This window comes from Streptomyces sp. NPDC127190 (assembly GCF_042672505.1).
GTDB lineage: Bacteria > Actinomycetota > Actinomycetes > Streptomycetales > Streptomycetaceae > Streptomyces.
In genome coordinates this window covers 32,391-57,866 of record NZ_JBHXVE010000026.1, presented here as the reverse complement: position 1 = coordinate 57,866, position 25,476 = coordinate 32,391, and the positions used below count along the sequence as shown (strand labels likewise).

Here is a 25,476-nt window from a genome sequence, read left to right as displayed (position 1 = left end):
GTGGCCCCACCAGCGGTCGGGGCGCTCAGAGCTCCCCGGGCGGGGGGCGGGGCGCGACCCCCCCCCGCCGGGCGCGCCCCCCCCCCCCCCCCCCCCCGGCGAGGAACTCCGCGGCGCCCGCCGGATCCCCGGGCACGGCACAGGTCACCCCGGGCCGGGCGTCCCGCAGCGCCACACGGGCCAGCATCGGCCCCGGACCGGCGCCGATCGCACAGTCGACGCCGTACCGTGCGAGCGCGCGCACCCGGATCACCGAGGCCAGTTCCACCGCGCTGCGCCCGAAGTACCGCTCGGCGCCCCGGAGATCGGCCAGCGCCCCGTCCGGCGGCAGCGCCTCGACGACCGGGGTGAACTCCTCCAGCAGCCCGAGCAGTCCGGGCAGGGCCGCCTCGTACATCGGCGGCAGCTGGAAACGTACGCAGAGAATGGTCATCCCGCACTCCCCGGACTCTGGTGCCACAACTTCCGTATCGCCGCAGGCCCTTGCGCGGCCTCCGGTCCCGCGGGGCGCAGATCGGCCCACGGATGCATCTCGTATCCGGTGGGCAGCTGGATCCGCCGCCCGCCGGTCGGGTCCTCGCCCGCCCCCCGCGCCACGGGCTCCGCGAGCCGCGCCGCCACCTCGTCCAGGCCGCCCTCGGCGCGCAGTTCGACCAGCTCGGCGAGGTTCCAGGCGGCGGACCCCACCACGCTCAGGCTGCGCGGCCCGCGCCGCTGCACCACGCCCCGCACCAGCAGCAGCCACGAGTGGAAGACGGTGTAGGCGCACGCGTCGTGCGAGTCGTCGAAGAACGCCAGGTCGACCAGGCCCGTGCCGTCGTCCAGCGTGGAGAAGACGACCCGCTTGCCGGACCGGATCGGCGGCGTCTGGGTGGCCGCCTTGGCGCCCGCGACCAGCACGGTCTCGCCGTTGCGGGCCTCTCGCAGCCGCCGCGCGGACACCACGCCCAGCTCCTTCAGGAACTCCTGGTGGTCGTCCATCAGATTGCGCGAGGCGTCCATGGACAGCACACCCAGCTCGGCGCTGAGCCGTTCCGCCGACGTCAGGTCGGGCAGCCCCGCCGACGCGGTCCTGCGTCCGCCGGCGAGCGGGAGCTGTCCCCCGCCGCCGCCCCGGGCGCCCCGGTGCAGCTCGGCCAGATGCAGTTGCAGATCCCGCCGGTTGGCACCGAAGGCGTCCAACGCGCCCACCTGCGCCAGCCGTTGGGCCAGCGGCCGGCTGGGCCGCGCCCGCTCCCAGAAGTCCAGCAGCGAGGAGTACGGCTGTCCCTCCGCGATCCGCTTCGCCTCGGCCTCGCTGATGCCGTGTACGTCGGAGAGGGCGAGCCGCAGCCCCCACACCTTTCCCTCGGACACCAGTTCGATCCGGTGGGCGACCCCGGAGACATTGACATCCAGCGGCAGGATCGGCACCCCGCGTCGCCGTGCGTCCGCCAGCAGCAGCCGCTTCGGATACATCCCCGGGTCATGGGTGAGCAGCCCGGCGTAGAAGGCGGCCGGATGATGGGCCTTCAGCCAGGCCGACTGGTACGTGGGCACCGCGAAGGCGACGGCGTGCGCCTTGCAGAAGCCGTACGCCCCGAAGGCCTCCACGATCTCCCAGGTCCGCCGGACGGTCTCCGCGTCGTACCCCCGGGCCGCCGCCCGCTGCGCGAACCACCCCTTGATCCGCGCCTGCGACTGCGGATCGGACAGCCCGCGCCGCACCTGGTCCGCCTCCCCCCGGCCGCATCCGGTCAGCACCGCGACGATGTCGATGACCTGCTCGTGGAAGACGACGACGCCGTACGTCCCGCGCAGCGCCTCCTCCAGGTCCGGGTGCGGATAGCGCACCGGTGCCCGCCCGTGCCGCGCCTCGATGAACGGCCGCACCATGTCCGCGGCGACGGGCCCGGGCCGGAACAGCGAGATGTCCACGACGAGATCGTGGAAGGTGCTCGGCTGGAGCCGCCCCACCAGGTCCCGCTGCCCCGGCGACTCGATCTGGAAGCACCCGAGCGTCTCGGTGGACCGGATCAGCCGGTAGGTCTCCGGGTCCCCCTCCGGCAGCGCGTCCAGGTCGACCCGCTCCCCCGTCGCCCGCTCCACCTCGGCGACCGCGTGCGCCATCGCCGACTGCATCCGCACACCCAGCACATCGAGCTTGAGCAGCCCGAGGTCCTCCACGTCCTCCTTGTCGAACTGCGACATCGGAAAGCCCTCACCGCTGGTCGGCACCACCGGCGTACGAGCCCGCAGCGAGCCGTCGGAGAGCAGCACCCCGCACGGGTGCATGGCGACCCCGCGGGGCAGCGCGTCCAGCGCCTCGACCAGTTCCCACAGCCGCCCGAACCGCTCCTTCTCCCCCGCCAGCCGCCTCAGCTCGGGCAGCTCCGCCAGCGCGGCCCGCGCGTCCCGGGCCCGGATGTGCGGAAAGGACTTGGCCACGCGATCGATCTCGGCCGGGTCCATGGACAGCGCGGCTCCCACGTCCCGGATGGCGTGCCGCACCCGATAGGTCTCCGGCATCGCGACGGTGGCGACCCGCTCCTCGCCGAACCGCCCGATGATCGCCCGGTACACCTCGAGCCGCCGCGCGGACTCCACATCGATGTCGATGTCGGGCAGCACCACGCGTTCCCTGGACAGGAAGCGCTCCATCAGCAGCCCGTGCGCCACCGGATCGGCGTGCGCGATGCCCAGCAGATGGTTGACGAGCGAGCCGGCCCCGGAGCCGCGGGCGGCCACCCGGATCCCCATCTCCCGTACGTCGTCCACCACCTGAGCGACCGTCAGGAAGTAGGAGGCGAAGCCGTGGTGGGCGATGATGTCCAGCTCGTGGTGCATCCGCTCCCAGTACTCCCGCCGGCCGCCGTACCCGAGCCGCACCATCCCCGCCACCGCCCGTGAGGCGAGCGCCCGCTGGGCGGAGCGCCGGCCGGCCCCCACCAGATGCGCCTCGGGGAAGTGCACGGCCCCGATCCCGAGGTCCGCCCCGGGATCGACCCGGCACTCCTCGGCCGTGGCCAGGGTCTGCTCCAGCAGCCGCCGGGCGACACCCCTGCCGTACCCGGCCGCCTCGACCACCCGCTCGGCCACCTCCGCCATCGCCGACGCGTCCTTCAGCCAGGCCTCGCCCGAATCCAGTTCCCCCCGGGGATCGACCGGCACCAGCCGCCGCGCGGCATCCAGCACATCGGCGACCGCCCCCATCCCGCGATCCGCGTACCGCACGGCGTTGCCGAGCACCGGCCGCACCCCCTGTTCGGCGGCGAGCCCGACCGTGCGGGCGGCGAGCCGGAGCGAGCCGGGCCCGGTCCCGGTACGCCCGTGCCACACGGCCTCCAGCCGCACCGCGTCCCCGTAGACCTCGCGCCAGGCCGTCAGCAGCGCAGCCGCCCGGTCGGGCCGCCCCGCCGCGAGGGCGCGGCCCACGTCGGAGCCGGGCCCGAGCAGCACGACGAGCCCCTCACCGCGGTGATCCTCCCAGGCCAGCAGCGGGCTGCCCGGCCGCGCGTGCGCCGCGGTGACGAGCCGGCACAGCTCAGCCCAGCCACGGGCGCCGTCCCGGGCGAGAAAGGTCGCCCGGGGGGCCGACTCGTCGACGAAGGCCCCGCCCCGCACCGGCACCCGCCGGCGTACGGCCGCACGCTCCCCCACCGCGAGATCGACGCCGAAGACCGGCCGCACCCCGCTCCCGGCACAGGCCTTGGCAAAGCGCACCGCACCGGCGAGCGTGTCCCGGTCGGTGAGCGCGAGCACATCCATCCCCCGCTCCGAGGCACGCTCGACCAGCCGCTCCGGATGGGACGCCCCGTACCGCACGGAGAACCCGGAGACGGTGTGCAGATGCGCGAAGCCCGGCACACCCACCTCCCGAACCACTCTCGAACATCAGTTCACCCTCCCACCATACCCCCATTTCCGAACACCTGTACGACACCCGTCCAGCCCCGTCCCACCTGCGCAAACGCCCGTCCGCCCGGACCGTGAGGACATGACACAGCCGCCCCGCTCCGCCTTCCTGGCCGAACTGAAGGACGCCGTGACCCCGCGGGCCACCCTGCTCGTGATCGGGGTGATCGCGCTCCAGCTGCTCTTCATCACCTCCTACGTGGGCGCCCTGCACCACCCCAAGCCCACGGACATCCCCTTCGGCGTGGTGTCCCCCCAGCCGGCCCGGACGACAGCGAGCCTGAAGCAGCTGCCCGGCAGCCCCCTGGACCCCCGCGCCCTCCCGGACGAGGCGACGGCCCGCCACCGGATCCTGCACCGGGACATCGACGGCGCCCTGCTGGTCGACCCCACGGGCACCACGGACACCCTGCTGGTCGCGACGGGCGGCGGCACGGCCCTGGCCACCTCCCTCAAGACCCTCACCACCGCTCTGGAACGCGCCCAGGGCCGAAGCCTGCGCACCGTGGACGTGGCCCCGGCCTCCCCCGCGGACTTCAACGGCCTCTCGTCCTTCTACCTGGTGGTCGGCTGGTGCGTGGGCGGTTATCTGTGCGCCTCGATCCTCGCGATCAGCACCGGCGCCCGCCCCACCAACCCGCACCGCGCGCTCATCAGACTCGGCGCGATGGCCCTGGTGGCGGTGGTCGGGGGCCTGGGCGGCGCGCTGATCGTGGGCCCGGCGCTGGGCGCCCTCCCGGGCGGCACCGCCGCGCTGTGGGGCCTGGGCGCGCTGATCACCTTCGCGGTGGGCGCGGCCACCCTCGCCCTCCAGGGACTCTTCGGCATCATCGGCATCGGGCTGGCGATCCTGCTGATCGTCATCCTGGGCAACCCGAGCGCGGGCGGCGCCTTCCCGCTGCCGCTGCTGCCCCCCTTCTGGCAGGCGATCGGCCCGGCGCTGCCGCCGGGCGCGGGCACCTGGGCGGCCCGCTCGATCGCCTACTTCCGGGGCAACGCGCTCACCGACGCACTCCTGGTGCTGTCGGCATGGGCGGTCGCCGGCGTCGCGGTGACCCTCCTGGCAGCGGTCGTCCACGCACGGCGGGAAGGGGACGTGACAGGGAGCGTCCGCCCACAGCGGCCGGCGGAAACACCGCCGAGCAGCCGACACGACGGAGCCCCCGCACGTCGGACCGACGGCGGGGGCTCCGGAACACACGATCAGGGAAGCGTGACCCCGTAGTAGTTCAGCGCCTCGGTGACCGGCTGGAAGAACGTCGTCCCACCGGAGGTGCAGTCACCGCTGCCGCCGGAGGTCAGCCCATAGGCGACCGTACCCGCGTACAGCGGACCACCGCTGTCCCCGCCCTCGGCGCAGACGGTGGTCTGGATCAGCCCGGAGACGACGTCCCCGCTGCCGTAGTTGACGGTGGCGTTCAGCGCGGTGACCCGCCCGCTGTGCGTGCCCGTGGTGGACCCGCGCCGGTACACGGTCTGCCCCACGCTGGGCGTGGCCGCACTGGTGATGGACTGGCTGCCCACCGCACTCGGGTGCGAGATCGAGCTGTTGGTGTACCGCACCAGCGCGAAGTCGTTGCCCGGGAAGCTGTAGTCGACGTTGGTGCCCAGCACCGTGGTGTGACCGGAGTTGGAGTACCAGGTGGACGCCACCTGGCCACAGTGCCCGGCGGTGAGGAAGTAGTAGGTGCTGCCGCTGTGCACGTTGAAGCCGAGCGAGCACCGGTACTGGCCGCCGTAGATGGCGTCCCCGCCGCTGATCAGCTTGTTGAACGTGCCCGGGGTGTGCTTGATGGTGAGCGCGTCGGCACCGGCGCCCGCCTGCCGCTTGATCTTGGCGATCTCGGCCTGGGAGACGGTGCTGTCGACGGTGACGACGACACGGTGGGTCGTGCTGTCCACCGCCCATGCCGTGCCGGGTACGTCGGCCTGCCGGACGGCGTCGCTCGCCCTGGTGAGCTGGGTGGCGCTGAACGTGTGGGCGTCACTTGCGTTCGCGGTGGGGGCGGCGAACGCCGCGGCGGCCAGGAAACCGGTGGCCACGGCGACCAGCCGGGTCCGTCTTGCGGTGCCACCGCGGGGAGTGGTGCGCTTGATCCTCACTTTTCGTTCCCTCCAAGGGAAGTCGGGGGCCCGTGTGGGGTTCGGGGGCCCGTGAGGCGCAGCCAGGAGCCGGCTCGGATTCCGAACACCCATGCCCCTGACAAGCGCTGAGGGGGAGTATTCGGCCGAACGGCCGGTAGGCACAAGAGCGCCTTTCGGCCGTTGGACTTTAAACCCCCTTTACGCAGGCACCCCTGACATCAGCTCGGCTCCCGCTCATTTCCCCTGTGTCTTCCCACCGCCGACGCCTCCCGGGAATGTCCGGAAGTCGACCCTCCGGATACCCGGCCCGGTCAGACGAGGAGGTCCTTGTAGTAGAAGCTGGCCTTCTTGTCGGTCTGGCTGGTGCTTTCCTCGGAGCCGAAGCCGAGGAAGAGACGGGCGGCGGAGGGGTTGGCGGTGTCCGGGATCTGGATGGCGAGGCCTTCGGGTTCGCGGTAGAAGAGGCTTTCGCCGGCGTTGGACAGCCGCCGTTCGTAGACGGCGCCGGTGTTCCAGTCGATCGAGGTGACGTAGGTGTTGCTGCTGCTGGTGCGGTTGCCGCTGCTGTCGTAGGTGTAGGCGGTGCCGTCGATGGTGTAGAGGTACTGGCCCATCGAGGTGTAGCCCTGGAAGGTCGGGCCGGTGAGGACCGAGGGCTGGGTGAGGGTGGCCAGCGGGGTGAAGGTGCCGGCCTTGAAGCCCGCCAGGTCGTACAGGCTGTACTTCCAGGTGGTGCCGTTGACGCGGTAGCGGTGGGCGATGCGGCTGGTGACGGGGTCGATGGCGACGGTGTTGTGGTCGGAGCCGGGGACCGGGGTGTAGCGGGTGACCTGCTGTGAGGTGGGCAGCAGGACGGCGCCGTTGGCGAACTTGAACCGGGCGATGGTGGTGCCGTAGCCGGTGCTCTGGCTGTCGGGCACGGAGTCGGTCTCGGTGTACAGGTAGGCGCTGTTGCCGGAGGGCTCGACGCCGACGGAACGCTGTGGCACATGGCCGTGGAACCGTACGGCCCGGAGATCTCCGTCCCGGCCCTCGGGCCGAACACCCCGAACCTCACCCTCGGGGAGATCGCCGCTATCGCGGAGAAGAGGGGTGTTTCCCTGGAACAGTGCGAGCCGTTCGCCGCGGGTGAGGTCTGGTGGCGGATGAACTCCTCGAAGACCGTGCTCAGCTTCGGCGAGGACGGATTCCTGGAGGCGGCACACCATTCGGATCCGGCGCTCGCCACCCCCGCCTGACCCGGCGCACCGAAAGACCGTGACCCCGCTCAGCAACCGTCGCAGGGACAGCAGCAGTCGCAGCTGTCGCAGCCGCAGCCGTTGCAGTCACCGCCGCAGCCGGAACAGCCGTCGCAGTCGCAGTCCTGGCAGCACCCTTCCCGCTTCTTCCGGGACCAGGGGCCCTCGTACTCGGAGGCGCAGCACATCTGGCAGGTGCAGCACAGCACCAGGAACATGCCGCAGCCGGGCAGGAAGCCACGCGGCTTCGGGGGCTGGTGGACCGGGGGGCCGAACGCCCGGTCCACCGAGCGCCGCAGCTCGTGCGCGAGGAGCAGATGGGCGAGCCGGGCGTCGCTGAACTCGGCCTCCGCAAGCGCGAGCCGGATGCCGTGCAGGGCGTCGTCGGCGAGCCGGCGGGCCTCGGCGCGGGAGGTGCCGGTGGCGGTGAGCGGGTTCCAGGCACCCGCCGCGGCATCGGCCTGCTGGTCCTCGACGGCGTCCAGCAGATGCGCGAGGCGCCCGAAGAGCCGCCCCACCTCCGCGAGCGGCTCGGCGTTGCCGGGCCGTCCGGCGAGCACCGCCGTGTGCGCGAAGGCGGCCGCCGTCGCCGTCTCGGTCGGCTCGGTGACCGTCAGGATCGGGGTGCCGGGCCCGGCCAGGGTCTCGATGCCGAGCTGCCGGTCGACGGCCTCGACCAGGACGCCGGTGTCGAAGCCGACCGCCGCCCCGCTGTGCGCGCCGGCCCGGCCCCAGCCCGCGGCGACCCGGCGGGCGGCGGCGGCCATGGGCCGGCGGGCCAGCAGCCCGTCCCGGTCGGCGACATGGTCGCGTACCTTCGCCGCGGCGAGCACCAGGGACACGGCGGCGGCGAGCCGCGCGCCCTCGCCCTGTGCGACGGACGCGGTCCGCATCCCGCGCAGCGCGCACGGTCCGGCCGTACGGCGTGCGCCGTCGGCGCGGCCGGCCTGAGCCTCCGTCAGGACCGATATGAGCAGCCCGTCGTAATTGGTCGCGACACGCGCGAACTGTCCGTGGTCGTGGCGCAGCGCGAGGCAGAGCCCGCACAAGTGCGCCATCCACTCGGCCTTGAGGCGCTCACCGAGCCGATGAGCGCAAGGTCTGACTATTCCGAACACACCGATCCCCCGTATCCGGCACGATGTTGACATTCACCCGTACGCACCGTGCATCACCCGTCCGCCGTCGACGATCATATTTCACTCACAGTCAGCAGCCGTATGGGTCGCGCCCCTTGGGGCACAAGGACTCTCGACGGATCCGCTGTGCACCAGTACCGTCACAAACCCCCCGCGCGGCGTCTATCCACTTGGCGCGCCGTCCGCATCATGGATGACCATAGGGGTGCGGAAAGCAAGAAAGACCGCTGTGAGAGGAGGCGTCCATGGGATCGGTACGCAAGGCGAGTGCGTGGCTCGGCCTCGTCGACGACAACGATGACGAGCGCTACTACGACGACGACTACTCCGAGGGCACCGAGTCCGGGTCCCAGGACGCCTGGGTCACGGACCCCCGGGTGAAGGTGGCCACGGACACGGCCGAGGACAAGGGCCGCCGGATCGCGACGGTCACCCCGGACAGCTTCCGGGACGCCCGGGCGATCGGTGAGCTGTTCCGGGACGGGGTCCCGGTCATCATGAACCTGACCAACATGGAGCCGGGCGACGCCAAGCGGGTCGTGGACTTCGCGGCGGGGCTCATCTTCGGCCTGCGCGGCTCCATCGACCGGGTGTCGAACCGGGTGTTCCTGCTGACCCCGGCCGACACGGAGATCATCAGCGGTGAGGCTTCGGCACACCGCTCCGACGGCTTCTTCAACCAGAGCTGAGGCAGGGCCGCATCCCGGCCCTGCCCCACCCGGGGGCTCACCGGAAGGCGTCGAGCCCGGTGAGCGCCTTGCCCAGCACGAGCTGGTGCATCTCGACGGTGCCCTCGTAGGTGAGCACCGACTCCAGATTGGTCGCGTGCCGCATCACGGGGTATTCGAGGGAGATCCCGTTGGCACCGAGGATGGTCCGCGCGGTACGGCAGATCTCGATCGCCTCGCGGACGTTGTTGAGCTTGCCGAAGCTGACCTGCTCGGGACGCAGGCGGCCGGCGTCCATCCGCCGCCCCAGATGATGGGCGAGCAGGATCCCCTTGTGCAGTTCGACCGCCATGTCGGCGAGCTTGGCCTGGGTGAGCTGGAAGCCGCCGATGGGCCGCCCGAACTGCTCCCGGGTCTTCGCGTACTCCACGGCCGCCTCGAAGGAGCTGCGCGCGGCACCCATCGCTCCCCAGACGATGCCGTAGCGGGCGTGCGACAGACAGCTGAGCGGCCCGCGCAGACCGGCGCCCTCGGGGAGCACGGCGGTGCCGGGCAGCCGGACGCCGTCGAGGACGAGTTCACTGGTGACGGAGGCGCGCAGGGACCACTTGTGCTTGATCTCGGGCGCCGAGAAGCCCGGACTGTCGGTCGGTACGACGAACCCGCGAATGCCCTCCTCGGTCTGCGCCCAGACGACGGCCACCCCGGCGACCGATCCGTTGGTGATCCACATCTTGCGGCCGTTGAGCACCCAGTCGTCGCCGTCGCGCTTGGCGTGGGTGCGCATCGAGGCGGGGTCGGAGCCGTGGTCGGGCTCGGTCAGCCCGAAGCAGCCGATCACCTCGCCGGCGGCCATGCGCGGCAGCCACTGCTGCTTCTGCTCCTCGCTGCCGAAGCGGTGGATCGCGTACATCGCGAGCGAGCCCTGGACGGAGACCAGGGAGCGGATGCCGGAGTCGGCGGCCTCCAGCTCCAGGCAGGCGAGGCCGTACTGGACAGCGCTGGCGCCCGCGCAGCCGTACCCGGTGAGGGACATGCCGAGGGCGCCGATGGAGCCGAGTTCGCGGGCGAGGTCCCGGATCACGGGCAGCTCGCCCCGCTCGTACCAGTCGGCGACGTACGGCAGCACCCGGTCGGCCGCCCAGTCGCGGACCGTGTCCCGGATCGCCAGATCCTCCGGTTCGAGGAGGTCGTCGATCCCGAGCGGGTCGGCGGGATCGAAGGGGGGCAACTTCGCGGACGCGGACATGGGGCACCCTCCGGCACGATAAACTAGCAGCGCTAGTTACATTGTGCCGCCGACGTTACGGTGCAGTGTCCCGCACGTCCAGTACACCGGCCGTCAGACCGAGACCCGGGACTCCACCCGGGAGGACTCCACCCGGGCGGGCGCCATGTCCCGCGGCGCGGGCAGCTCCACCACGGCCGGCTGCTCCTGCTCCGGTTCCGCGCACTGCATGACCCGCGGCAGCCGCAGTGCGAGCACCGCGCCGAGCAGCAGCAGTCCCGCGCTCACCAGCAGCGTCACATGCAGCCCGTGCACGAAGGAGTCGCGGGCCGCCCGGTGCAGCGCGGCCCCGGTGGACCCGCCGAGGCGTCCGGCGATGTCGTAGGCCTCGCCGAGCGAGTGCCCGGCCGCGGCCGAGGCGTGCGGAGGCACCCCGGGCACCGACCGCAGGCCGGGCGCGTAGGCCGCGTTCATCACGCTGCCCAGCAGCGCGATGCCGATACCGGCGCCGAGCTGGTACGACGTCTCGCCGACCGCCGCCGCGCCGCCGGCCTGGTCGGCCGGGGACTCGCTGAGCATCGACTCGTAGGCGCCGAAGAGCGTGGTCTCCAGGCCGAAGCCGAGCAGCACGAAGGCGGACAGCAGCAGCGGCGCGTTGTCGGTGCCGCCCATCGCGGTCAGGGTCAGCACCGCGGCGGCCGTCAGACAGAAGCCGAGGCTGACCATCCGGCGCGGCCCGAAGCGGCGCAGCATCCGCGCCCCCGCGAGACCGGCCGCCATCGCGGCGACGGTCAGCGGCAGCAGCCTGAGGCCCGTCCGCAGCGGGGACAACCCGAGCACCAGTTGCAGATACTGGGCGGCGATCAGCTCCAGGCCGACCAGCGCGAGCATCGCCAGCACGATGCAGCCCACCGAGGTGCTGAACGCCGGCCGGCCGAACATCCGCAGGTCCACCAGGGGGTGCGGCAGCCGGCGCTGCCGGCGCACGAAGAGCACCAGGAGGGCCGCGCCGACGAGCAGGGGCAGCACGGTGAACGGGCCTGCCACGGCCTCGCCGCCGCCCAGCCGCTTCACGCCGAGGACGACACCGAAGAGGCCGGCCGCCGCCATCAGCGCGCCGGTCACGTCCCAGGGACCGGCGCCGTCACCGCGGGACTCGGGCAGCAGGATCCGGCCGACCGGCAGGCTGACCAGCATCAGCGGGATGTTGACCAGGAAGACCGAGCCCCACCAGAAGTGTTCGACGAGGAACCCGCCGAGCAGCGGGCCCACGGCCGCGCCGACGGCGGCCACCGCGCTCCAGATGCCGATGGCGAGCGCGCGCTCGCGCCGGTCGGGGAAGACCTGGCGGAGGATGGACAGGGTCGCGGGCATGATCATCGCGCCGCCGACGCCGAGCAGCGCGCGGGCCAGGATCAGGGTCTCGGCCGAGGGCGCGAACGCGGCCACGGCGGAGGCGACGCCGAAGAGGGCGTACCCGAGCAGCAGGATCCGTCTGCGCCCGACCCGGTCGCCGAGAGTGCCGAAGAGGATCAGCAGCGAGGCGCAGACCAGCGGGTAGACGTCGACGATCCAGAGCAGTTCTATGGCGCCGGGCCTGAGGTCCTCGCTGACGGCGGGGACCGCCACGTGCAGCACGGTCGCGTCCAGCGCGACGAGCAGCAGGCTGACACAGAGGACGACGAGGACGACCCAGCGGTTGGCACCGGCCCCGGCCGCCCGACGATGCCGCCGGACGGCGGCCGTGGTCGTCCCGGACATGTACGTACCTCCCAGATGCTCCCCGCGCGTGGGGCGGACGGCGGGGTGGGGACTCCCTGCCGTACGGCCGGAGAGGAGCGGTGCGGTGTCTCCGGCCCACGTGAACCCTCGCGGGTGACTCGTCAGCGTACGCGAGTTCGCCGCGCGTTCACGTGGTGGACCTCTCACACGCGCGACGGAACCCGTGTGGCGTACGCCACACCCACCCCTCTTGACCAGGACCCGGCGACCGGTCCGGTCCCCGGCCCGGTCGATAATCGAGTCCGTGACCGATCTTGAAACGCGCGTGGTCCCGCCCCGCGCCCCCCTGCCGCGCCGGGCCCTCCCCGCCCTCCTGGGCTATGCGGCGGTCCGCGCCCTGGGGGTGCTCGTGCTGGCGGTCTGGAGCGCCGCGCGCGGCAAGAGCGCGTACACGCTGCTGACCGCGCGCTGGGACTCGCTCTGGTACGTGCGGGTCGCCCAGCTGGGCTACGGCTACCAGGTGCGGCTGCCGAACGGGGACGTCCACTCCGACCTGGCGTTCTTCCCGCTGCTGCCCTGGCTGGAGCGGCTGGGGCACGCGGTGGCGCCGGTGTCGTACGCGGACGCCGGCTTCACCGTCAGCCTGCTCGCGTCGCTGGCCGCGGCGGCGGGGATCTTCGCGGTCGCCGAGCGGGTGTACGGCTCCCGGGTGGGGGTCTGCGCCGTCCTGCTGTGGGCGGTGCTGCCGGTCGGGATCGTGCAGTCGATGGCGTACAGCGAGTCACTGTTCACGGCGCTGGCGGCGTGGGCGCTGTACGCGGTGCTGACCGGACGCTGGCTGAGCGCCGGTGTGCTGGCGGCCCTGGCGGGGCTGACCCGGCCGGTGGGCCTGGCGGTGGTCGCGGCCGTGTGGGCGGCGGGTGCCGTCTCGTTCGTGCACGAGCGAAGCGCGGAGCGCACGCCGGGCGCGTACGACGGTGCCCACGCCCCACGATGGCGCCGGGCGCTCGGCATGCTGATCGCCCCGCTCGGGGCCGCCGGATATGTGCTGTGGGTCGGACAGCACACCGGCAAGGGACCGCTCGGATATCTGGACGTCCAGGCCGGCTGGCGCAACGGCTTCGACGGCGGTTACGCCTTCGCCCGCTTCCTGGCCGCCAAGCTCACGTCCTTTCCGGCCGCGCTCGCCGGCGCCGGCCTGATCATCGGCGTGGCCCTGCTGCTCTGGCTGTACCTCACCGGCGTACGCCGGCGGCAGCCCGTCGCACTGCTCGTGTACACGGGTGTGGTGCTCGTCCTCGCCCTGTGCGCGTCGAGCTACTTCGGCTCCAAGCCCCGGCTGCTGATGCCGGCCTTCCCGGTGCTGCTGCCGCTCGCCGAGGCCCTCGCCCGGCTGCGCACCTCCCGATCCGCCCTGGTCATCGGGGGGTTGGCGGTGGCGACGGCGGCCTACGGGGCGTTCTGGCTGAACGGCTCCGGCCCACCATGATCCACTTTGTGGGCCCGATGACACCGCGGAGAATTGCGCACCAGGATCCGGTTAACGCATTCATAAGCGCGATATAAACAACACCCGGCATGATCAAAGGAATTGCGGCCGACCAGCTCACCGGATTACGGAATCCAGGGAATTCTCCGCACCCTTGAGAGGTTTCCCACATCACATCGTCATCACAAAGCCGCTGTTTCGTCCGGGAACACAGCTCACTCGCTGTAACGTCGATTGGGTGCGTACCGAACGAAACCTCACCCGGCGTCTGGACCGGGTGTTCGCCAGACTCGACCGTGAGCCGGAACGACCGGCCCACATCGATGTGCCGAGGATGAGCCGGCACCGGGTCGTGCTGTTCTCGGCGACCCTGGCGTTCTACCTGGCGATCATCTGGGCCGTGGTGACCACCTCCTGGCTGGTCCGGCTCGACTGGCAGGTCATGTTCTTCCGGCCGTACCAGCAGTGGCCGCAGATCCACGCCTTCCTCGACTACTACGTGGTGCTCGGCCAGCGCGGCCCGACCGCCGTGATGGTCGCGGCCTGGCTCGGCTGGCGCTCCTGGCGGCAGCACACGCTCCGCCCGCTGCTGAGCCTGGCCGCCTCGCTGCTGCTGCTGAACATGACGGTCGGCGCCGCCAAGTACGGGATGGGGCGGCTCGGTCCGCACTACGCGACCGTCATCGGCTCGAACGAGATGGGCATGGGCGGCGATATATTCCCCAGCGGCCACACCGCCAACGCGGTGGTGACCTGGGGCATCCTGGCGTATCTGGCCTCCACCCCGCGCGCCCGCCGCTGGCTGTCGGCACTGTCCGCGGTCACCGCGCTCGGCGTCGGCCTCACCACCGTCTACCTCGGTACGCACTGGCTGAGCGACGTGCTCCTCGGCTGGGCCGCGGGTCTGCTGATCCTGCTCGCGCTGCCCTGGCTGGAGCCGCTGATCTCCATGGTGGAGCGGTTCGTCTTCTTCGTGCGCGACCAGATCCGCGACCGGATCCGCGCCCGGCTCCGCCGTCCCGCCCCCGAACCGGTCGTCCCGGTCACCCCGGTGGTGGTCAAGCCGCGCGCCACCCCCGCCGAGCAGCCGGCGCCGGCCCGCGAGCCGGTCTCCACCACCAGGGCCTCGCGTGGCCTGGCGCATCTGGCCCCCGGCCCGCACACCAGCCGTGCGGAGCGCACCCCGGTCACCCCGGTGGGCAGCCGCCGCCCGCCGCACGCCGACCGCCACCCCCGCGGCACCACCCAGCCGGCCCGCCCGTGACGGCGGCCTGACGGCCGCAGCAGCGCAGTCCGGTACGCACACACCGCACCCCGCGCCCCCCAGGGGCGCGGGGAACTGCGCGAGAAGCCCGCTCAGCCCTTCCAGGCCCGCACCACCAGCCCCTCCCGCACCTCGAAGTTCAGCCGCCCCACCCGGTACTCCAGGGTGATGACCGTGCCCGGCGCCAGCGCCCGCACCGTCGACCACCCCCGCTCCCGGGCGAGCCGCTCCGCCTCTCCGGCGTCGAGGCCGACGTACCCGTCGGGACTGTCCTGGGGCTCCGCGGACGGAGTGGGAATCGATGCCATACCGCCAACCTAGGCCGCGACCGGCGGTGGCGGAAGCCGAGCCCGCGAGTAAGAGGAGCATCAGAAACCCGTCACACTTGTGTCACAGCTTGCCGACACGCGTTTCCGCCGAACTCCGTCACACGTACGAGGGTTTCCGTACCGCCCACCGGCGCAATCCAGCCGAATTCACGCCTGCCCCGGAGCCGTCCCGAATTGGCCCGCGGAAAGCCGCACGGGCATGGTTCGGACGGGCTCCGCGGCGTGATTCCCCGCGCAATCCGCTCCTCTGCCGGGCGAGCTGACACCGCATAGGAAATTCACGGATCGAGCACACGGGCGGCGGCCGCCGAACGCGCACGCGCCCCGCGCGCCGCCGGTGCGGGCGGGGCGCGGGGCGCGGGGCGCGTCGGCCGGTCAGAGGGCCAGGCGCTGGCCGGGCACGATCAGGTTCGGGTCGTCCCCGATGACGGCCCTGTTGGCGGCGTAGAGGCGCTGCCAGCTGGTGCCGTGCCGGGCGGCGATGGCGCTCAGCGTGTCGCCCTCGCGGACCGTGTAGTCGCCGCGGGACGCGCCGCGGTTGATGTGCCCGGACGGGCGTTCGGGTGCCGCGCGCCAGGTGTGTTCCTGGGCGTGGGACTTCGTCGGCACGCTCTGCCGCGGGGCCGAGTGGTGGGTGGTGGCCGTACCGGAGGAACCGGTGGTCTCGGCCGCCGGGGCGGCGCCGGAGGCACCGGCGCGGCCGGAGCAGACCGGCCAGGCGCCCCAGCCCTGGGACTGCTGGACCCTGGTGGCGACGGCGATCTGCGCGCTTCTCGAGGCCTGGTCGGCCGTCGGGGCGTAGGCGGTGCCGCCGTACGCGCGCCAGGTGCCGGCGGAGAACTGGAGCCCGCCGTAGTAGCCGTTGCCGGTGTTGATGTGCCAGTTGCCGCCGCTCTCGCACTGGGCGATGCGGTCCCACACCCCGTTGTCCGCCGCGGCGGCGTTGCCGGTCGCGGCCAGCAGCCCCAGCGGGGCCAGCAGCGCGGCTCCGGCGAGCGCGGCCGTCGTACGGCCCTTGCGGGCGCCCTCGACGCGGGCGGTGCTACGGGTGGTATCGGCACACTCGGACATGTAATTCCCTCTCCACGAACCCGGGTTCCCCCCAGGCGGAGCGCGCCTTGCCACGCATGACCGTGGTTCGCCGCGCCCGCCCCGTCCACCGCGGCCGTACCTGGCGGTCGTGCTCTGCCTGGTGCCGGCCGGCGGACGTACCCGAGCGGTGCTCGTTGCACACGGCGGAGGAATGTAGGGAGGTTGAGCGGCTGTCATCAACCAACACCCCGTCCGTCCAGGCCAGTTGGGCGTTACCGCGGGTATCGGCGATTTTCGGCCACCCACTTCATCCCCTCTTTTTATGATTTGTCGACCACTCGCCGAAGCCGCCTGTGACCCACTTCACCCGTTCAAGTTCCTTGACGACACAAAGAGTTGACGCCGTGTACCGAAACTCTTACCTACAGCGATCACCGGCGAGGGCTGAGGGGAACCCGATCCGTGTCGAGCGTGACTCCCACCACAGGACGCCCGTTGTCATCTTCATGAGCCCGGAACCCCGGGGCTCATCGGCCGGGAGCCACCCGGCCGACCCAGCACGCATCCCGAGGGAGCCACCCGTGCCGCGCATGCTCGACGTCAGTGACGCCGTACGCGCCGAGATCGGCGACGAAGAAGCCGACCGGCTGCTCGCCGGAGAGAACGCCCCGGGCAGTTACGACTGCACGTCCTGTCGCACCCCGGGCGACTCCGAACAGGAGCGCACCAGCACCGTCCTCTTCGTCGGCGAGGAGACCGCCGTCCTCGCCTTCGCCCACGCCGGCTGCCTGCCCTCGCAGGTCGTCCAGGTCACCGAGGAGCAACTCCAGGGCGCCGTCCGCTCCATCGGCGGCGACACCACCCACAGCGAGCCCGAGAAGGCCGTGCCCGAGCAGGCCGTACTCGGCGTGACCAGCGGTCTGGTGCTGATCGAGGGCGAGCTGCACCCCGCGCTCGTCGTCGAGCCGACCTCGGCCATCGTGCGCCCCGGCTCCAGCGCGACCGGTGACGACTTCCTTCCGCTCCTCATCGAGCAGGGCTTCATGCCGGTGACCGAACTGGCCACCGTGCCGCCGGTGCTGCACGGCTGGTCGGTGCTGCTGGCCGTGGGCCAGCTGCACGCCGTCCTCCAACCGGGCCAGAACGGCGGCCAGCCGGTCGCCTGGTGGCAGGCGCACCAGCCGCTCCAGGTCGCCGACAACTGGCGGGCGGCCGCCAACAAGCACCAGCAGGTGCTGATGTTCGCGGCGCCGGTCGGGGCGATCGGCCGGCAGCCGCGGGAGGACCTGCTGCGGGCCGCTCTCGACAAGGCTGCGGCGCAGGGGAAGCTGGTGGCGGCGGCGCTGCCGCTCGCGGGCACCTGAGTCGCGCCCACCCGGGTAGCCGTATCTCTTCCCGGGCGCTGTCGTTTGGACATACGTGCACGCATACGACACTTCTCCCCGGCTCTCCTTCTCCTCCGTCCCGTCCGCCCGGATGGCTCACGAGCCTTCCGGGGGGCCGTCGGCCACGCCGATCTACGACTCGCTCTACGCGGAGTGGGTCAAGACCTTCCGGACGCTGCCGGGGGACCGCAGCGGCGAGGAGGGGCTGAGGTTCAGCGCCTTCGGGACCCTCCCGGACGCCCTGGGCTCCTACGGCGGCCACCGGGCGGGGTCGTTCAGCAGCTCGTACAGCGCCTACAGCGCCGGGGCCTACAGCGCCCGCCAGCAGTCCCAGTCGCAGTGGCAGCGGGTCGGCACGGTCGGACGGCAACAGCAGCACGACACCGGGATGCACTACGTCCCGGCCCCGGCGCTGCCGCCGGGTCCGCGCCGGGGCGTGTGACCGAGGTACGGCGAAGGGCGCCCTCTGGAGACCAGGGGGCGCCCTTCCTGCCGTTTGCGACTACTTCTTCTTCTGGCCGCGCTTCTCGCGCACCCGCACCGAGATGTGGATCGGGGTGCCCTCGAAGCCGAACTCCTCGCGCAGCCGGCGCTCGATGAAGCGCCGGTAGCCCGCCTCGATGAAGCCGGAGGCGAAGAGCACGAACCGCGGGGGCTTGGTGCCGGCCTGGGTGCCGAACAGGATGCGCGGCTGCTTGCCGCCCCGGATCGGGTGCGGGTGGGCCGAGACCAGCTCGCCGAGGAAGGCGTTGAGGCGGCCGGTGGGGACGCGGGTCTCCCAGCCGGCGAGGGCGGTCTCGATCGCCGGGACCAGCTTCTCCATGTGGCGGCCGGTGCGGGCCGAGACGTTCACCCGCGGGGCCCAGGTGACCTGGCCCAGCTCGGTCTCGATCTCCCGCTCCAGGTAGTAGCGGCGCTCCTCGTCGAGGGTGTCCCACTTGTTGTAGGCGATGACCAGGGCGCGGCCCGCCTCGACGGCCATGGTGATGATCCGCTGGTCCTGCACGGAGATGTTCTCGGAGGCGTCGATCAGGACGACCGCGACCTCGGCCTTCTCCACGGCGGCGGCGGTGCGCAGGGAGGCGTAGTAGTCGGCGCCCTGCTGGAGGTGGACGCGCTTGCGGATACCGGCGGTGTCCACGAACTTCCAGGTCTTGCCGCCGAGTTCGATGATCTCGTCCACCGGGTCACGGGTGGTGCCCGCCAGCTCGTTGACGACGACCCGCTCCTCGCCGGCCACCTTGTTGAGCAGGGAGGACTTGCCGACGTTCGGGCGGCCGATGAGGGCGATACGGCGCGGGCCGCCGAGCGCGGTGCCGAAGGACTGCTCGGGCGCGTCCGGCAGCACCTCCAGGACGGCGTCGAGCATGTCGCCGGTGCCGCGGCCGTGCAGGGCCGAGACCGGGTGGGGCTCGCCGAGGCCCAGGTTCCACAGGTAGGCGGCGTCGGCCTCGCCGCTCGGGCCGTCGACCTTGTTGGCGCACAGCACGACCGGCTTGCCGGCCTTGCGCAGCAGCCGTACGACCGCCTCGTCGGTGTCGGTGGCGCCGACCTTGGCGTCCACCACGAAGACGACCGCGTCGGCCGCCTCGATGGCGTACTCGGCCTGGGCGGCGACGGAGGCGTCGATGCCGAGGACGTCCTGCTCCCAGCCGCCGGTGTCGACCACCTTGAAGCGGCGGCCGGCCCACTCGGCCTCGTAGGTGACACGGTCCCGGGTGACGCCCGGCCGGTCCTCGACCACCGCCTCACGGCGGCCGATCATCCGGTTGACCAGGGTCGACTTGCCGACATTGGGGCGGCCGACGACGGCGAGCACGGGCAGCGGACCGTGGCCCGCCGCCTCGATGGCGCCCTCGACGTCCTCGATGTCGAAGCCCTCTTCCGCGGCGAGCTCCATGAACTCCGCGTACTCGGCGTCGCCGAGAGCCCCGTGCTCGTACTCGTGCGAGCCCTCGGGCTGGATGTCGTCGTTCATGAAGTCCGTACCTCGTTCGTTCGTGGTGATCGGTGGACCGGCCCGGGGAGCTGATCCACTACTCAAGTGTCGCCTAGCGCCCGGTCAGGCGCCTGGCGTTTTCCAGGTGGCCGGTGAGCTGCTTCTGGACGCGCTCGGTCGCCTCGTCCAGGGCCTTGCGGGTGCGCCGTCCGCTGCCGTCGCCCGCCTCGAAGGGGTCGCCGAAGACGACGTCGACGCGGGAGCGCAGCGGGGGCAGTCCCTTCATCAACCGTCCGCGCCGCTCGGAGCTTCCCAGGACGGCGACGGGCACGATCGGCGCCCCGCCGCGCACCGCGAAGTAGGCGAGCCCGGCGCGCAGCGAGGCGAAGTCGCCCTCGCCCCGGGTGCCCTCCGGGAAGATGCCCAGCACTCCCCCGGCCTGGAGCACGCCCAGGGCCTGGGAGATCGCGGTGCGGTCGGCGGCGGCGCGGTCCACCTTCAGCTGGCCGATGCCGGTCAGGAAGGGGTCCAGCGGGCCGACGAAGGCTTCCTTCTTGATCAGGAAGTGCGTGGGCCGGGGCGCCACGCCCATGACCATCGGTCCGTCGATGTTGTGGGAGTGGTTCACCGCGAAGATCAACGGGCCGGTGGCCGGCACCTTCCAGGCACCGAACACCCGCGGCTTCCACAGGCCGTACATCAGGCCGACGCCGATGCGCCGCCCGACCTCGGCGCCCCGCTCGGACGGAACGCTCACTTCCCGGCCCGCTTCTCCTCGACCAGGGTGACGACGCACTCGATGACCTGGGCGAGGGTGAGCTCGGTGGTGTCCACCTCGACCGCGTCGTCGGCCTTGGCCAGCGGCGAGGTCTTGCGGCTGGAGTCGGCCGCGTCCCGCTTGATCAGGGCCTCGCGGGTGGCGTGCAGGTCGGCGCCCTTCAGCTCACCGCTGCGGCGGGCGGCGCGGGCCTCCGCGGAGGCGGTGAGGAAGATCTTGAGGTCGGCGTCGGGCAGCACCGTCGTACCGATGTCGCGGCCCTCGACCACGATGCCGTGCTCCGCGGAGGCGGCCAGGGAGCGCTGGAGCTCGGTGATCCGGGTGCGCACCTCGGGCACCGCGCTGACCGCGCTCACCTTGGAGGTGACCTCCTGGGTGCGGATCGGGCCGGACACGTCGACGCCGTCGACCGTGATGGTCGGGGCGGCCGGGTCGGTGCCGGAGACGATCTCCGGCTTGCCGGCGACGGCCGCGATGGCGGTCGGGTCCTCCAGGTCGATGCCGTTGGTCACCATCCACCAGGTGATCGCCCGGTACTGGGCGCCGGTGTCCAGGTAGCTCAGGCCGAGCTGCGCGGCCACGGCCTTCGACGTGCTCGACTTGCCCGTGCCGGAGGGACCGTCGATGGCGACGATCACGGGCTTGGCGGTCGGGGCGGCGCCGTTTTCCACGGGTGGGCACCTTCCTGGTGAAGGGTGGTGGGCGGGGTGCGGGACGCGAGGGCGCCCCGCACAAGGTTACTGGGTCCGGGTGACCCGAACGGACGCCCGCCTCCCGGGCCCGGGCCGCCTACTGCCGCAGCGCCCAGCCCCGCTCCCGCAGCGCGGTGGCCAGCGCCTGGGCCGCCGCCGGCTCGACCGACAGCTGGACCAGACCGGCCTGCTGCCCGGTGGCGTGCTCGATGCGGACGTCCTCGATGTTGACGCCGGCCCGTCCCGCGTCCGCGAAGATGCGGGCCAGCTGGCCGGGCTGGTCGTCGATGAGCACGACGACGGTCTCGTACGCCCGCGGCGCGCTGCCGTGCTTGCCGGGTACCCGGACCTGGCCCGCGTTCCCGCGGCGCAGCACGTCCTCGATGCCGGTGCTGCCCACGCGCCGCTTGTCCTCGTCGGAGGATTGCAGGGCGCGCAGCGCCTGGACGGTCTCGTCCAGGTCGGAGGCGACGTCGGCGAGCAGGTCGGCGACCGGGCCGGGGTTGGCGGAGAGGATGTCGATCCACATGCGCGGGTCGGACGCGGCGATCCGGGTCACGTCCCGGATGCCCTGCCCGCACAGCCGTACGGCCGACTCCTCGGCGTGCTCCAGGCGGGCGGCGACCAGGCTGGAGACCAGGTGGGGCATGTGGGAGACCAGCGCCACCGCGCGGTCGTGGGCGTCGGCGTCCATGACGACCGGTACCGCCCGGCAGTGCGAGACCAGTTCGAGGGCGAGGTTCAGCACCTCGGTGTCGGTGTCCCGGGTCGGGGTGAGCACCCAGGGGCGGCCCTCGAAGAGGTCGCCGGTGGCGGCCAGCGGGCCGGACTTCTCCCGGCCGGACATGGGGTGGGTGCCGATGTAGGCGGTGAGGTCGAGGCCCATCGCCTCCAGCTCCCGGCGCGGGCCGCCCTTGACGCTGGCCACGTCGAGGTAGCCGCGGGCGACGCCCCGGCGCATGGCGTCGGCGAGGACCTGGGCGACGTGGGCGGGCGGGGCGGCGACGACCGCCAGGTCGACGGGGCCGTCGGGGGCCTGGTCGGTGCCGGCGCCGAGCGCGGCCGCGGTGCGGGCCTGCTCGGGGTCGTGGTCGGCGAGATGGACGACGACGCCGCGCTGGGCGAGGGCCAGGGCGGCGGAGGTGCCGATCAGGCCGGTTCCGATGACGAGGGCGGTTCTCACTGGGCGATGTCCTTGCGCAGGGCGGCCGCGGCGCCGAGGTAGACGTGGGCGATGTCGGCGCGGGGCCGGTCCGACTCGATGTGGGCGAGGACCCGGACGACGCGGGGCATGGCGCCCTGGACGTCGAGTTCCTGGGCGCAGATCAGCGGGACGTCGACGATGCCGAGCTTGCGGGCGGCGGCGGCCGGGAAGTCGCTGTGCAGGTCGGGGGTGGCCGTGAACCAGATGCTGATCAGGTCGTCGGCGGTCAGTCCGTTCCGCTCCAGGATGGCGGTGAGCAGGGCTCCGACCTGCTCGTCCATGTGTCCGGCCTCGTCCCGCTCGAGTTGGACGGCCCCGCGGACCGCTCGTACCGCCACGGCGCTGCTCCTCGCTGCGATGCGTATGGGTTCTTGGTCCGTCCAGCGTAGTCAGCCCGCGCTGGCCGGGCGTCCGCCGCCCGACCGCTGAGACGATACGAAGGTCCATTTTCGACCGGTTTGTTACGCCTGTATGGAGTGGTGACATGACGCAGAGTGCGACACGGCGCACGGTTCTGGCGACAGGGGCGGCGGCGCTCGCGGTGGGCTGCACGGGATGCGGCGGGAACACCGACTCGTCCGCCGCGCCGCCCGCGGCCTCGGGCGGCCAGAAGAGCGGACCGACGCTGGCGCGGACCAGCGAGATCCCGGAGGGCGGCGGCAAGATCTTCAAGGACCGCAAGGTGGTGGTCACCCAGCCGTCGAAGGGCCGCTTCAAGGCGTTCTCGGCGGTCTGCACCCATATGGGCTGCACGGTGGCCCAGGTCACGAACGGCACGATCGTGTGCCCGTGCCACGGCAGCAAGTACCGCATCGCCGACGGCTCGGTGGTCCAGGGGCCCGCGACCGAGCCGCTCCCCAAGGAGTCGATCAGGGTGGAGGGAAATTCGATCCACCTGGCGTGAGGGGCCCGCGTACGCTCCGGGCATGCAGCCGGAGAACCCCGAGGACCTGGTGCGGGAGCACACGATCTACGCCTGTGTCATGGGCTCGCGGGCGTTCGGCCTGGCGACGGAGGCGAGCGACACCGACCGGCGGGGCGTGTTCCTCGCCCCCACTCCCCTGTTCTGGCGGTTCGACAAGCCGCCGACCCATGTGGAGGGGCCGGGCGAGGAGCAGTTCTCCTGGGAGCTGGAGCGGTTCTGCGAGCTGGCGCTGCGCGGCAACCCGAACATCCTGGAGTGCCTGCACTCCCCGCTGGTGGAGCACGTGGACGCCACCGGCCGGGAGCTGCTGGCGCTGCGCGGCGCCTTCCTGTCCCGCCGGGCCCACGACACCTTCACCCGGTACGCCCTCGGCCAGCGCCGCAAGCTGGACGCCGACGTGCGCACGACCGGCGCCCCGCGCTGGAAGCACGCGATGCATCTGCTGCGCCTGCTGCTCAGCGCCCGGGATCTGCTGCGCACCGGCGAGCTGCGGATCGATGTCGGGGACCGGCGCGAGTCGCTGCTGGCGGTGAAGCGGGGCGAGGTGCCGTGGGCGGAGGTCGAGACGCGGATGGCCCGGCTGGCGGCCGAGACCGAGGAGGCCCTGCGCGGCACCCCGCTGCCGGCGGAGCCGGACCACGCGCGCGTGGCCGACTTCCTGTTCCGGGTGCGCCGGGACTCAGCCCGCGAGGCGCAGGCGGACCACGAAGTCGTGCAGGGCGTCGTGGGCGGTGGGCGCGTCGGGCAGGGCTGAGGCGGTCTGCGCGGTGTCGAGCACGGTGTGCAGCCGCTCCACGTCCGCCTCCACGCGCGCGCGGTCGACCACGGCCGTGCCGTGCTCGCGTTCCCGCTTGGCGGCTATCAGCTCGGGCAGATAGCCGGGAGCGTCCAGCTCGTCCAGGAGCGTGGGCAGATGGGCCTGGATCTCGCCGCTGCGCATCAGGTGGATACCGGTGAGCAGCACCCGGAACGTGTAGAGCAGCGGCTTGAGTTCGCCGGTCTTCTCGAACAGCCGCCACTGGGTCACCGCGAAGCCGCGGTAGTGGTGGGCGTGGTGGCTGGTGAGGACGCCGGGTGCCAGGGCGGCCAGCTCGCGGTGGGCGTCGCCGGTGTGGACGACGAGGGGCGAGAGCAGCTGCTCCAGCACATAGCCGTTGCGGCGGAGCATGAGCCGTACGAACTTGCGCAGGTCGTGGGTGACGAGGTCCAGTTCGTGGCCGTAGCGCACCCAGGCCCGGGAGCGGGTCTCCTCCGGCTCGCGCAGCCCCACCAGGTCCGCGGCGGGCAGCAGATGGACGCCGCGCAGGTCCACGTCGGAGTCCTGCGAGGGGAAGCCGTACAGATGAGCTCCGGAGACGGTCGCGAACAGCAGCGGGTCGGGCTGTTCGGCGACCACGGGCGCAAGGTCGATGTCGAGGTCGTCGATCATGGGATCAAGCGTCCCAGAGCGCTCCCATGGTCAACAGGTCGCCCCGGTGTTCGATCCGCCCGGTCCAGTCGGCCGGCCAGGCGTCCGCGCCCAGCCAGGCGCCCGCGAAGGCGCCGGTGAGGCAGGCGATGGAGTCGGAGTCGCCGGCGGTGCAGGCGGCCCGGCGCAGGGCGGTGACGGGCTCGTCGGGGAAGAGCAGGAAGCACAGCAGTCCGGTGGCGAGCGCCTCCTCGGCGATCCAGCCCTCGCCGGTGGCCAGGCACGGGTCGGTCTCCGGGGAGACGGTCCGCACGGCCTGCTGGAGCCGGTCGAGGATCGCCAGGCACTCGTCCCAGCCGCGCGCGGCGAAGTGCTCGGGGGTGGGGTCCTGGGAGCGGGTCCACAGGTCGCCGAGCCAGGTGTGGTCGTAGTGGGTGCGGTGGTCGAGCGCGTAGGAGCGCAGGCGTCCGACGAGCCCGGTCGGGTCGGTGCCCTGCGCGAGCAGGTGGACGGCGTGCGCGGTGAGGTCGGAGGCGGCCAGCGCGGTGGGGTGGCCGTGGGTGAGCGCGGCCTGCAACTGGGCGGCGCCCGAGCGCTGGTGGGCGTCGAGGCCGGGGGCGAGGCCGATGGGGGCGACGCGCATGTTGGCGCCGCAGCCCTTGGAGCCGAGCCGGCTGGCGTCCTGCCAGGGGCGGCCCTCCTCCTTGAGGAGGCTGCACGCCGTGAGGCAGGTGTTGCCCGGGGCCCGGTTGTTCTCCGGCGAGTGGTACCAGTCCAGGAACTCCTCGCGCAGCGGACGCTCCAGCCGCTTCGGCGCGAGATAGCCCCGCTCCATGGCCGTGGTGAGCGCGCGCCCGAGGGCGAGGGTCATCTGCGTGTCGTCGGAGACCAGGGCCCGGGCCGGCAGCTCCATCCGCCGCCAGGGCCCCCAGGTGGCGAGGATCGAGGGCACGTCACGGAACTCGGTCGGGTAGCCGAGGGCGTCCCCGAGGGCGAGGCCGAGCAGTGCTCCGGTTGCGGCTTGTTTCGACACGCGGTTCACCATCCCCTTTATCGT

Annotated in this window: 24 protein-coding genes and 1 pseudogene; 9 read left to right on the top strand and 16 right to left on the bottom strand. The window is 72.5% G+C overall.

Annotation, left to right across the window (positions count from 1 at the left end; genetic code table 11):
- Positions 1–433, bottom strand: a pseudogene (locus tag ACFVIU_RS30935) (hypothetical protein); the annotation flags it as partial.
- Entirely contained in the window at positions 430–3,846 is a 3,417-nt protein-coding gene (locus ACFVIU_RS30930) for a DNA polymerase III subunit alpha (protein WP_385846540.1), read from the bottom strand. The pseudogene ACFVIU_RS30935 and the gene ACFVIU_RS30930, both read right to left, overlap by 4 nt.
- A gap of 130 nt (positions 3,847–3,976) precedes the next feature.
- Here ACFVIU_RS30930 and ACFVIU_RS30925 point away from each other — a divergent pair, with 130 nt between their 5' ends.
- A complete protein-coding gene (locus ACFVIU_RS30925; protein ID WP_385846539.1) occupies positions 3,977–5,119 on the top strand; it encodes a DUF3533 domain-containing protein in 1,143 nt (380 codons plus the stop codon).
- Here ACFVIU_RS30925 and ACFVIU_RS30920 read toward each other — a convergent pair.
- Together ACFVIU_RS30920 and ACFVIU_RS30915 are read right to left on the bottom strand one after the other, a co-directional pair.
- On the bottom strand, positions 5,098–5,997 hold the full coding sequence (locus ACFVIU_RS30920) for a S1 family peptidase (RefSeq protein WP_385846538.1): 900 nt from the start codon (positions 5,995–5,997) through the stop codon (positions 5,098–5,100). The genes ACFVIU_RS30925 and ACFVIU_RS30920 overlap by 22 nt on opposite strands.
- 293 nt (positions 5,998–6,290) lie before the next feature.
- Positions 6,291–6,968 carry a teichoic acid biosynthesis protein C gene (locus tag ACFVIU_RS30915; RefSeq protein ID WP_385846537.1) on the bottom strand — a complete coding sequence of 226 codons (678 nt, stop codon included), beginning with the start codon at positions 6,966–6,968 and terminating at the stop codon, positions 6,291–6,293.
- Here ACFVIU_RS30915 and ACFVIU_RS30910 point away from each other — a divergent pair, their 5' ends adjacent.
- On the top strand, positions 6,969–7,217 hold the full coding sequence (locus ACFVIU_RS30910) for a hypothetical protein (RefSeq protein WP_385846536.1): 249 nt from the start codon (positions 6,969–6,971) through the stop codon (positions 7,215–7,217). It begins immediately after the preceding gene.
- 29 nt (positions 7,218–7,246) lie between these two features.
- On the opposite strand, the gene ACFVIU_RS30905 is transcribed toward ACFVIU_RS30910, so the two are convergent.
- Positions 7,247–8,335, bottom strand: coding sequence for a DUF5685 family protein (locus tag ACFVIU_RS30905; RefSeq protein WP_385846535.1), 1,089 nt, complete (start codon positions 8,333–8,335; stop codon positions 7,247–7,249).
- A gap of 266 nt (positions 8,336–8,601) precedes the next feature.
- On the opposite strand from ACFVIU_RS30905, the gene ACFVIU_RS30900 reads away from it, so the two are divergent.
- Positions 8,602–9,045, top strand: coding sequence for a cell division protein SepF (locus tag ACFVIU_RS30900; RefSeq protein ID WP_385846534.1), 444 nt, complete (start codon positions 8,602–8,604; stop codon positions 9,043–9,045).
- A 37-nt stretch (positions 9,046–9,082) separates the two neighbouring features.
- Here ACFVIU_RS30900 and ACFVIU_RS30895 read toward each other — a convergent pair whose 3' ends face one another.
- Together ACFVIU_RS30895 and ACFVIU_RS30890 are read right to left on the bottom strand one after the other, a co-directional pair.
- Positions 9,083–10,273, bottom strand: coding sequence for an acyl-CoA dehydrogenase family protein (locus ACFVIU_RS30895; RefSeq protein WP_385846533.1), 1,191 nt, complete (start codon positions 10,271–10,273; stop codon positions 9,083–9,085).
- 93 nt (positions 10,274–10,366) lie between these two features.
- Entirely contained in the window at positions 10,367–12,013 is a 1,647-nt protein-coding gene (locus tag ACFVIU_RS30890; protein WP_385846532.1) for an MFS transporter, read from the bottom strand.
- Between the two features lie 265 nt (positions 12,014–12,278).
- On the opposite strand from ACFVIU_RS30890, the gene ACFVIU_RS30885 reads away from it, so the two are divergent.
- Entirely contained in the window at positions 12,279–13,463 is a 1,185-nt protein-coding gene (locus ACFVIU_RS30885; RefSeq protein ID WP_385846530.1) for a mannosyltransferase family protein, read from the top strand.
- Between the two features lie 238 nt (positions 13,464–13,701).
- Positions 13,702–14,727 carry a phosphatase PAP2 family protein gene (locus ACFVIU_RS30880; RefSeq protein WP_385846529.1) on the top strand — a complete coding sequence of 342 codons (1,026 nt, stop codon included), beginning with the start codon at positions 13,702–13,704 and terminating at the stop codon, positions 14,725–14,727.
- Between the two features lie 92 nt (positions 14,728–14,819).
- Here the strand turns inward: ACFVIU_RS30880 and ACFVIU_RS30875 are convergent, their stop codons facing one another.
- Both ACFVIU_RS30875 and ACFVIU_RS30870 read right to left on the bottom strand, forming a co-directional pair.
- Positions 14,820–15,035 carry an I78 family peptidase inhibitor gene (locus ACFVIU_RS30875; protein WP_385846527.1) on the bottom strand — a complete coding sequence of 72 codons (216 nt, stop codon included), beginning with the start codon at positions 15,033–15,035 and terminating at the stop codon, positions 14,820–14,822.
- Positions 15,036–15,431: 396 nt separating this feature from the next.
- On the bottom strand, positions 15,432–16,127 hold the full coding sequence (locus ACFVIU_RS30870) for a transglycosylase family protein (RefSeq protein ID WP_385846526.1): 696 nt from the start codon (positions 16,125–16,127) through the stop codon (positions 15,432–15,434).
- 542 nt (positions 16,128–16,669) lie between these two features.
- Here ACFVIU_RS30870 and ACFVIU_RS30865 point away from each other — a divergent pair.
- Together ACFVIU_RS30865 and ACFVIU_RS30860 are read left to right on the top strand one after the other, a co-directional pair.
- Positions 16,670–17,452, top strand: a complete 783-nt coding sequence (locus ACFVIU_RS30865) for a hypothetical protein (RefSeq protein WP_385846524.1) — start codon at positions 16,670–16,672, stop codon at positions 17,450–17,452.
- 55 nt (positions 17,453–17,507) lie between these two features.
- Positions 17,508–17,915 (top strand): hypothetical protein, encoded by a 408-nt coding sequence (locus ACFVIU_RS30860; RefSeq protein WP_385846523.1) that lies wholly within the window; start codon positions 17,508–17,510, stop codon positions 17,913–17,915.
- Between the two features lie 60 nt (positions 17,916–17,975).
- Here ACFVIU_RS30860 and der read toward each other — a convergent pair whose 3' ends face one another.
- From der to aroH, 5 genes are all read right to left on the bottom strand, one after another.
- A complete protein-coding gene (der, locus tag ACFVIU_RS30855) occupies positions 17,976–19,451 on the bottom strand; it encodes a ribosome biogenesis GTPase Der (RefSeq protein ID WP_385846522.1) in 1,476 nt (491 codons plus the stop codon).
- Between the two features lie 73 nt (positions 19,452–19,524).
- Complete coding sequence (locus ACFVIU_RS30850) at positions 19,525–20,208, bottom strand: lysophospholipid acyltransferase family protein (RefSeq protein ID WP_385846521.1); 684 nt, start codon at positions 20,206–20,208, stop codon at positions 19,525–19,527.
- Positions 20,166–20,861 carry a (d)CMP kinase gene (gene cmk, locus ACFVIU_RS30845; RefSeq protein ID WP_385846519.1) on the bottom strand — a complete coding sequence of 232 codons (696 nt, stop codon included), beginning with the start codon at positions 20,859–20,861 and terminating at the stop codon, positions 20,166–20,168. Before cmk ends, ACFVIU_RS30850 begins: the two co-directional genes overlap by 43 nt.
- A gap of 118 nt (positions 20,862–20,979) precedes the next feature.
- Positions 20,980–22,065: a prephenate dehydrogenase gene (locus tag ACFVIU_RS30840; protein WP_385846518.1), complete on the bottom strand. Its 1,086-nt coding sequence runs from the start codon at positions 22,063–22,065 to the stop codon at positions 20,980–20,982.
- Positions 22,062–22,424, bottom strand: coding sequence for a chorismate mutase (aroH, locus tag ACFVIU_RS30835; RefSeq protein WP_385846517.1), 363 nt, complete (start codon positions 22,422–22,424; stop codon positions 22,062–22,064). The genes ACFVIU_RS30840 and aroH overlap by 4 nt, the downstream gene beginning before the upstream one ends.
- A 146-nt stretch (positions 22,425–22,570) precedes the next feature.
- On the opposite strand from aroH, the gene ACFVIU_RS30830 reads away from it, so the two are divergent.
- Positions 22,571–22,990 (top strand): Rieske (2Fe-2S) protein, encoded by a 420-nt coding sequence (locus ACFVIU_RS30830; RefSeq protein WP_385846515.1) that lies wholly within the window; start codon positions 22,571–22,573, stop codon positions 22,988–22,990.
- Positions 22,991–23,012: 22 nt separating this feature from the next.
- Complete coding sequence (locus ACFVIU_RS30825) at positions 23,013–23,765, top strand: DNA polymerase beta superfamily protein (RefSeq protein WP_385846514.1); 753 nt, start codon at positions 23,013–23,015, stop codon at positions 23,763–23,765.
- Here the strand turns inward: ACFVIU_RS30825 and ACFVIU_RS30820 are convergent.
- Both ACFVIU_RS30820 and ACFVIU_RS30815 read right to left on the bottom strand, forming a co-directional pair.
- Entirely contained in the window at positions 23,691–24,440 is a 750-nt protein-coding gene (locus ACFVIU_RS30820) for a DNA polymerase beta superfamily protein (protein ID WP_385846513.1), read from the bottom strand. The genes ACFVIU_RS30825 and ACFVIU_RS30820 overlap by 75 nt on opposite strands.
- 4 nt (positions 24,441–24,444) lie before the next feature.
- Complete coding sequence (locus ACFVIU_RS30815; RefSeq protein ID WP_385846512.1) at positions 24,445–25,464, bottom strand: ADP-ribosylglycohydrolase family protein; 1,020 nt, start codon at positions 25,462–25,464, stop codon at positions 24,445–24,447.
- Positions 25,465–25,476 lie beyond the last annotated feature (12 nt).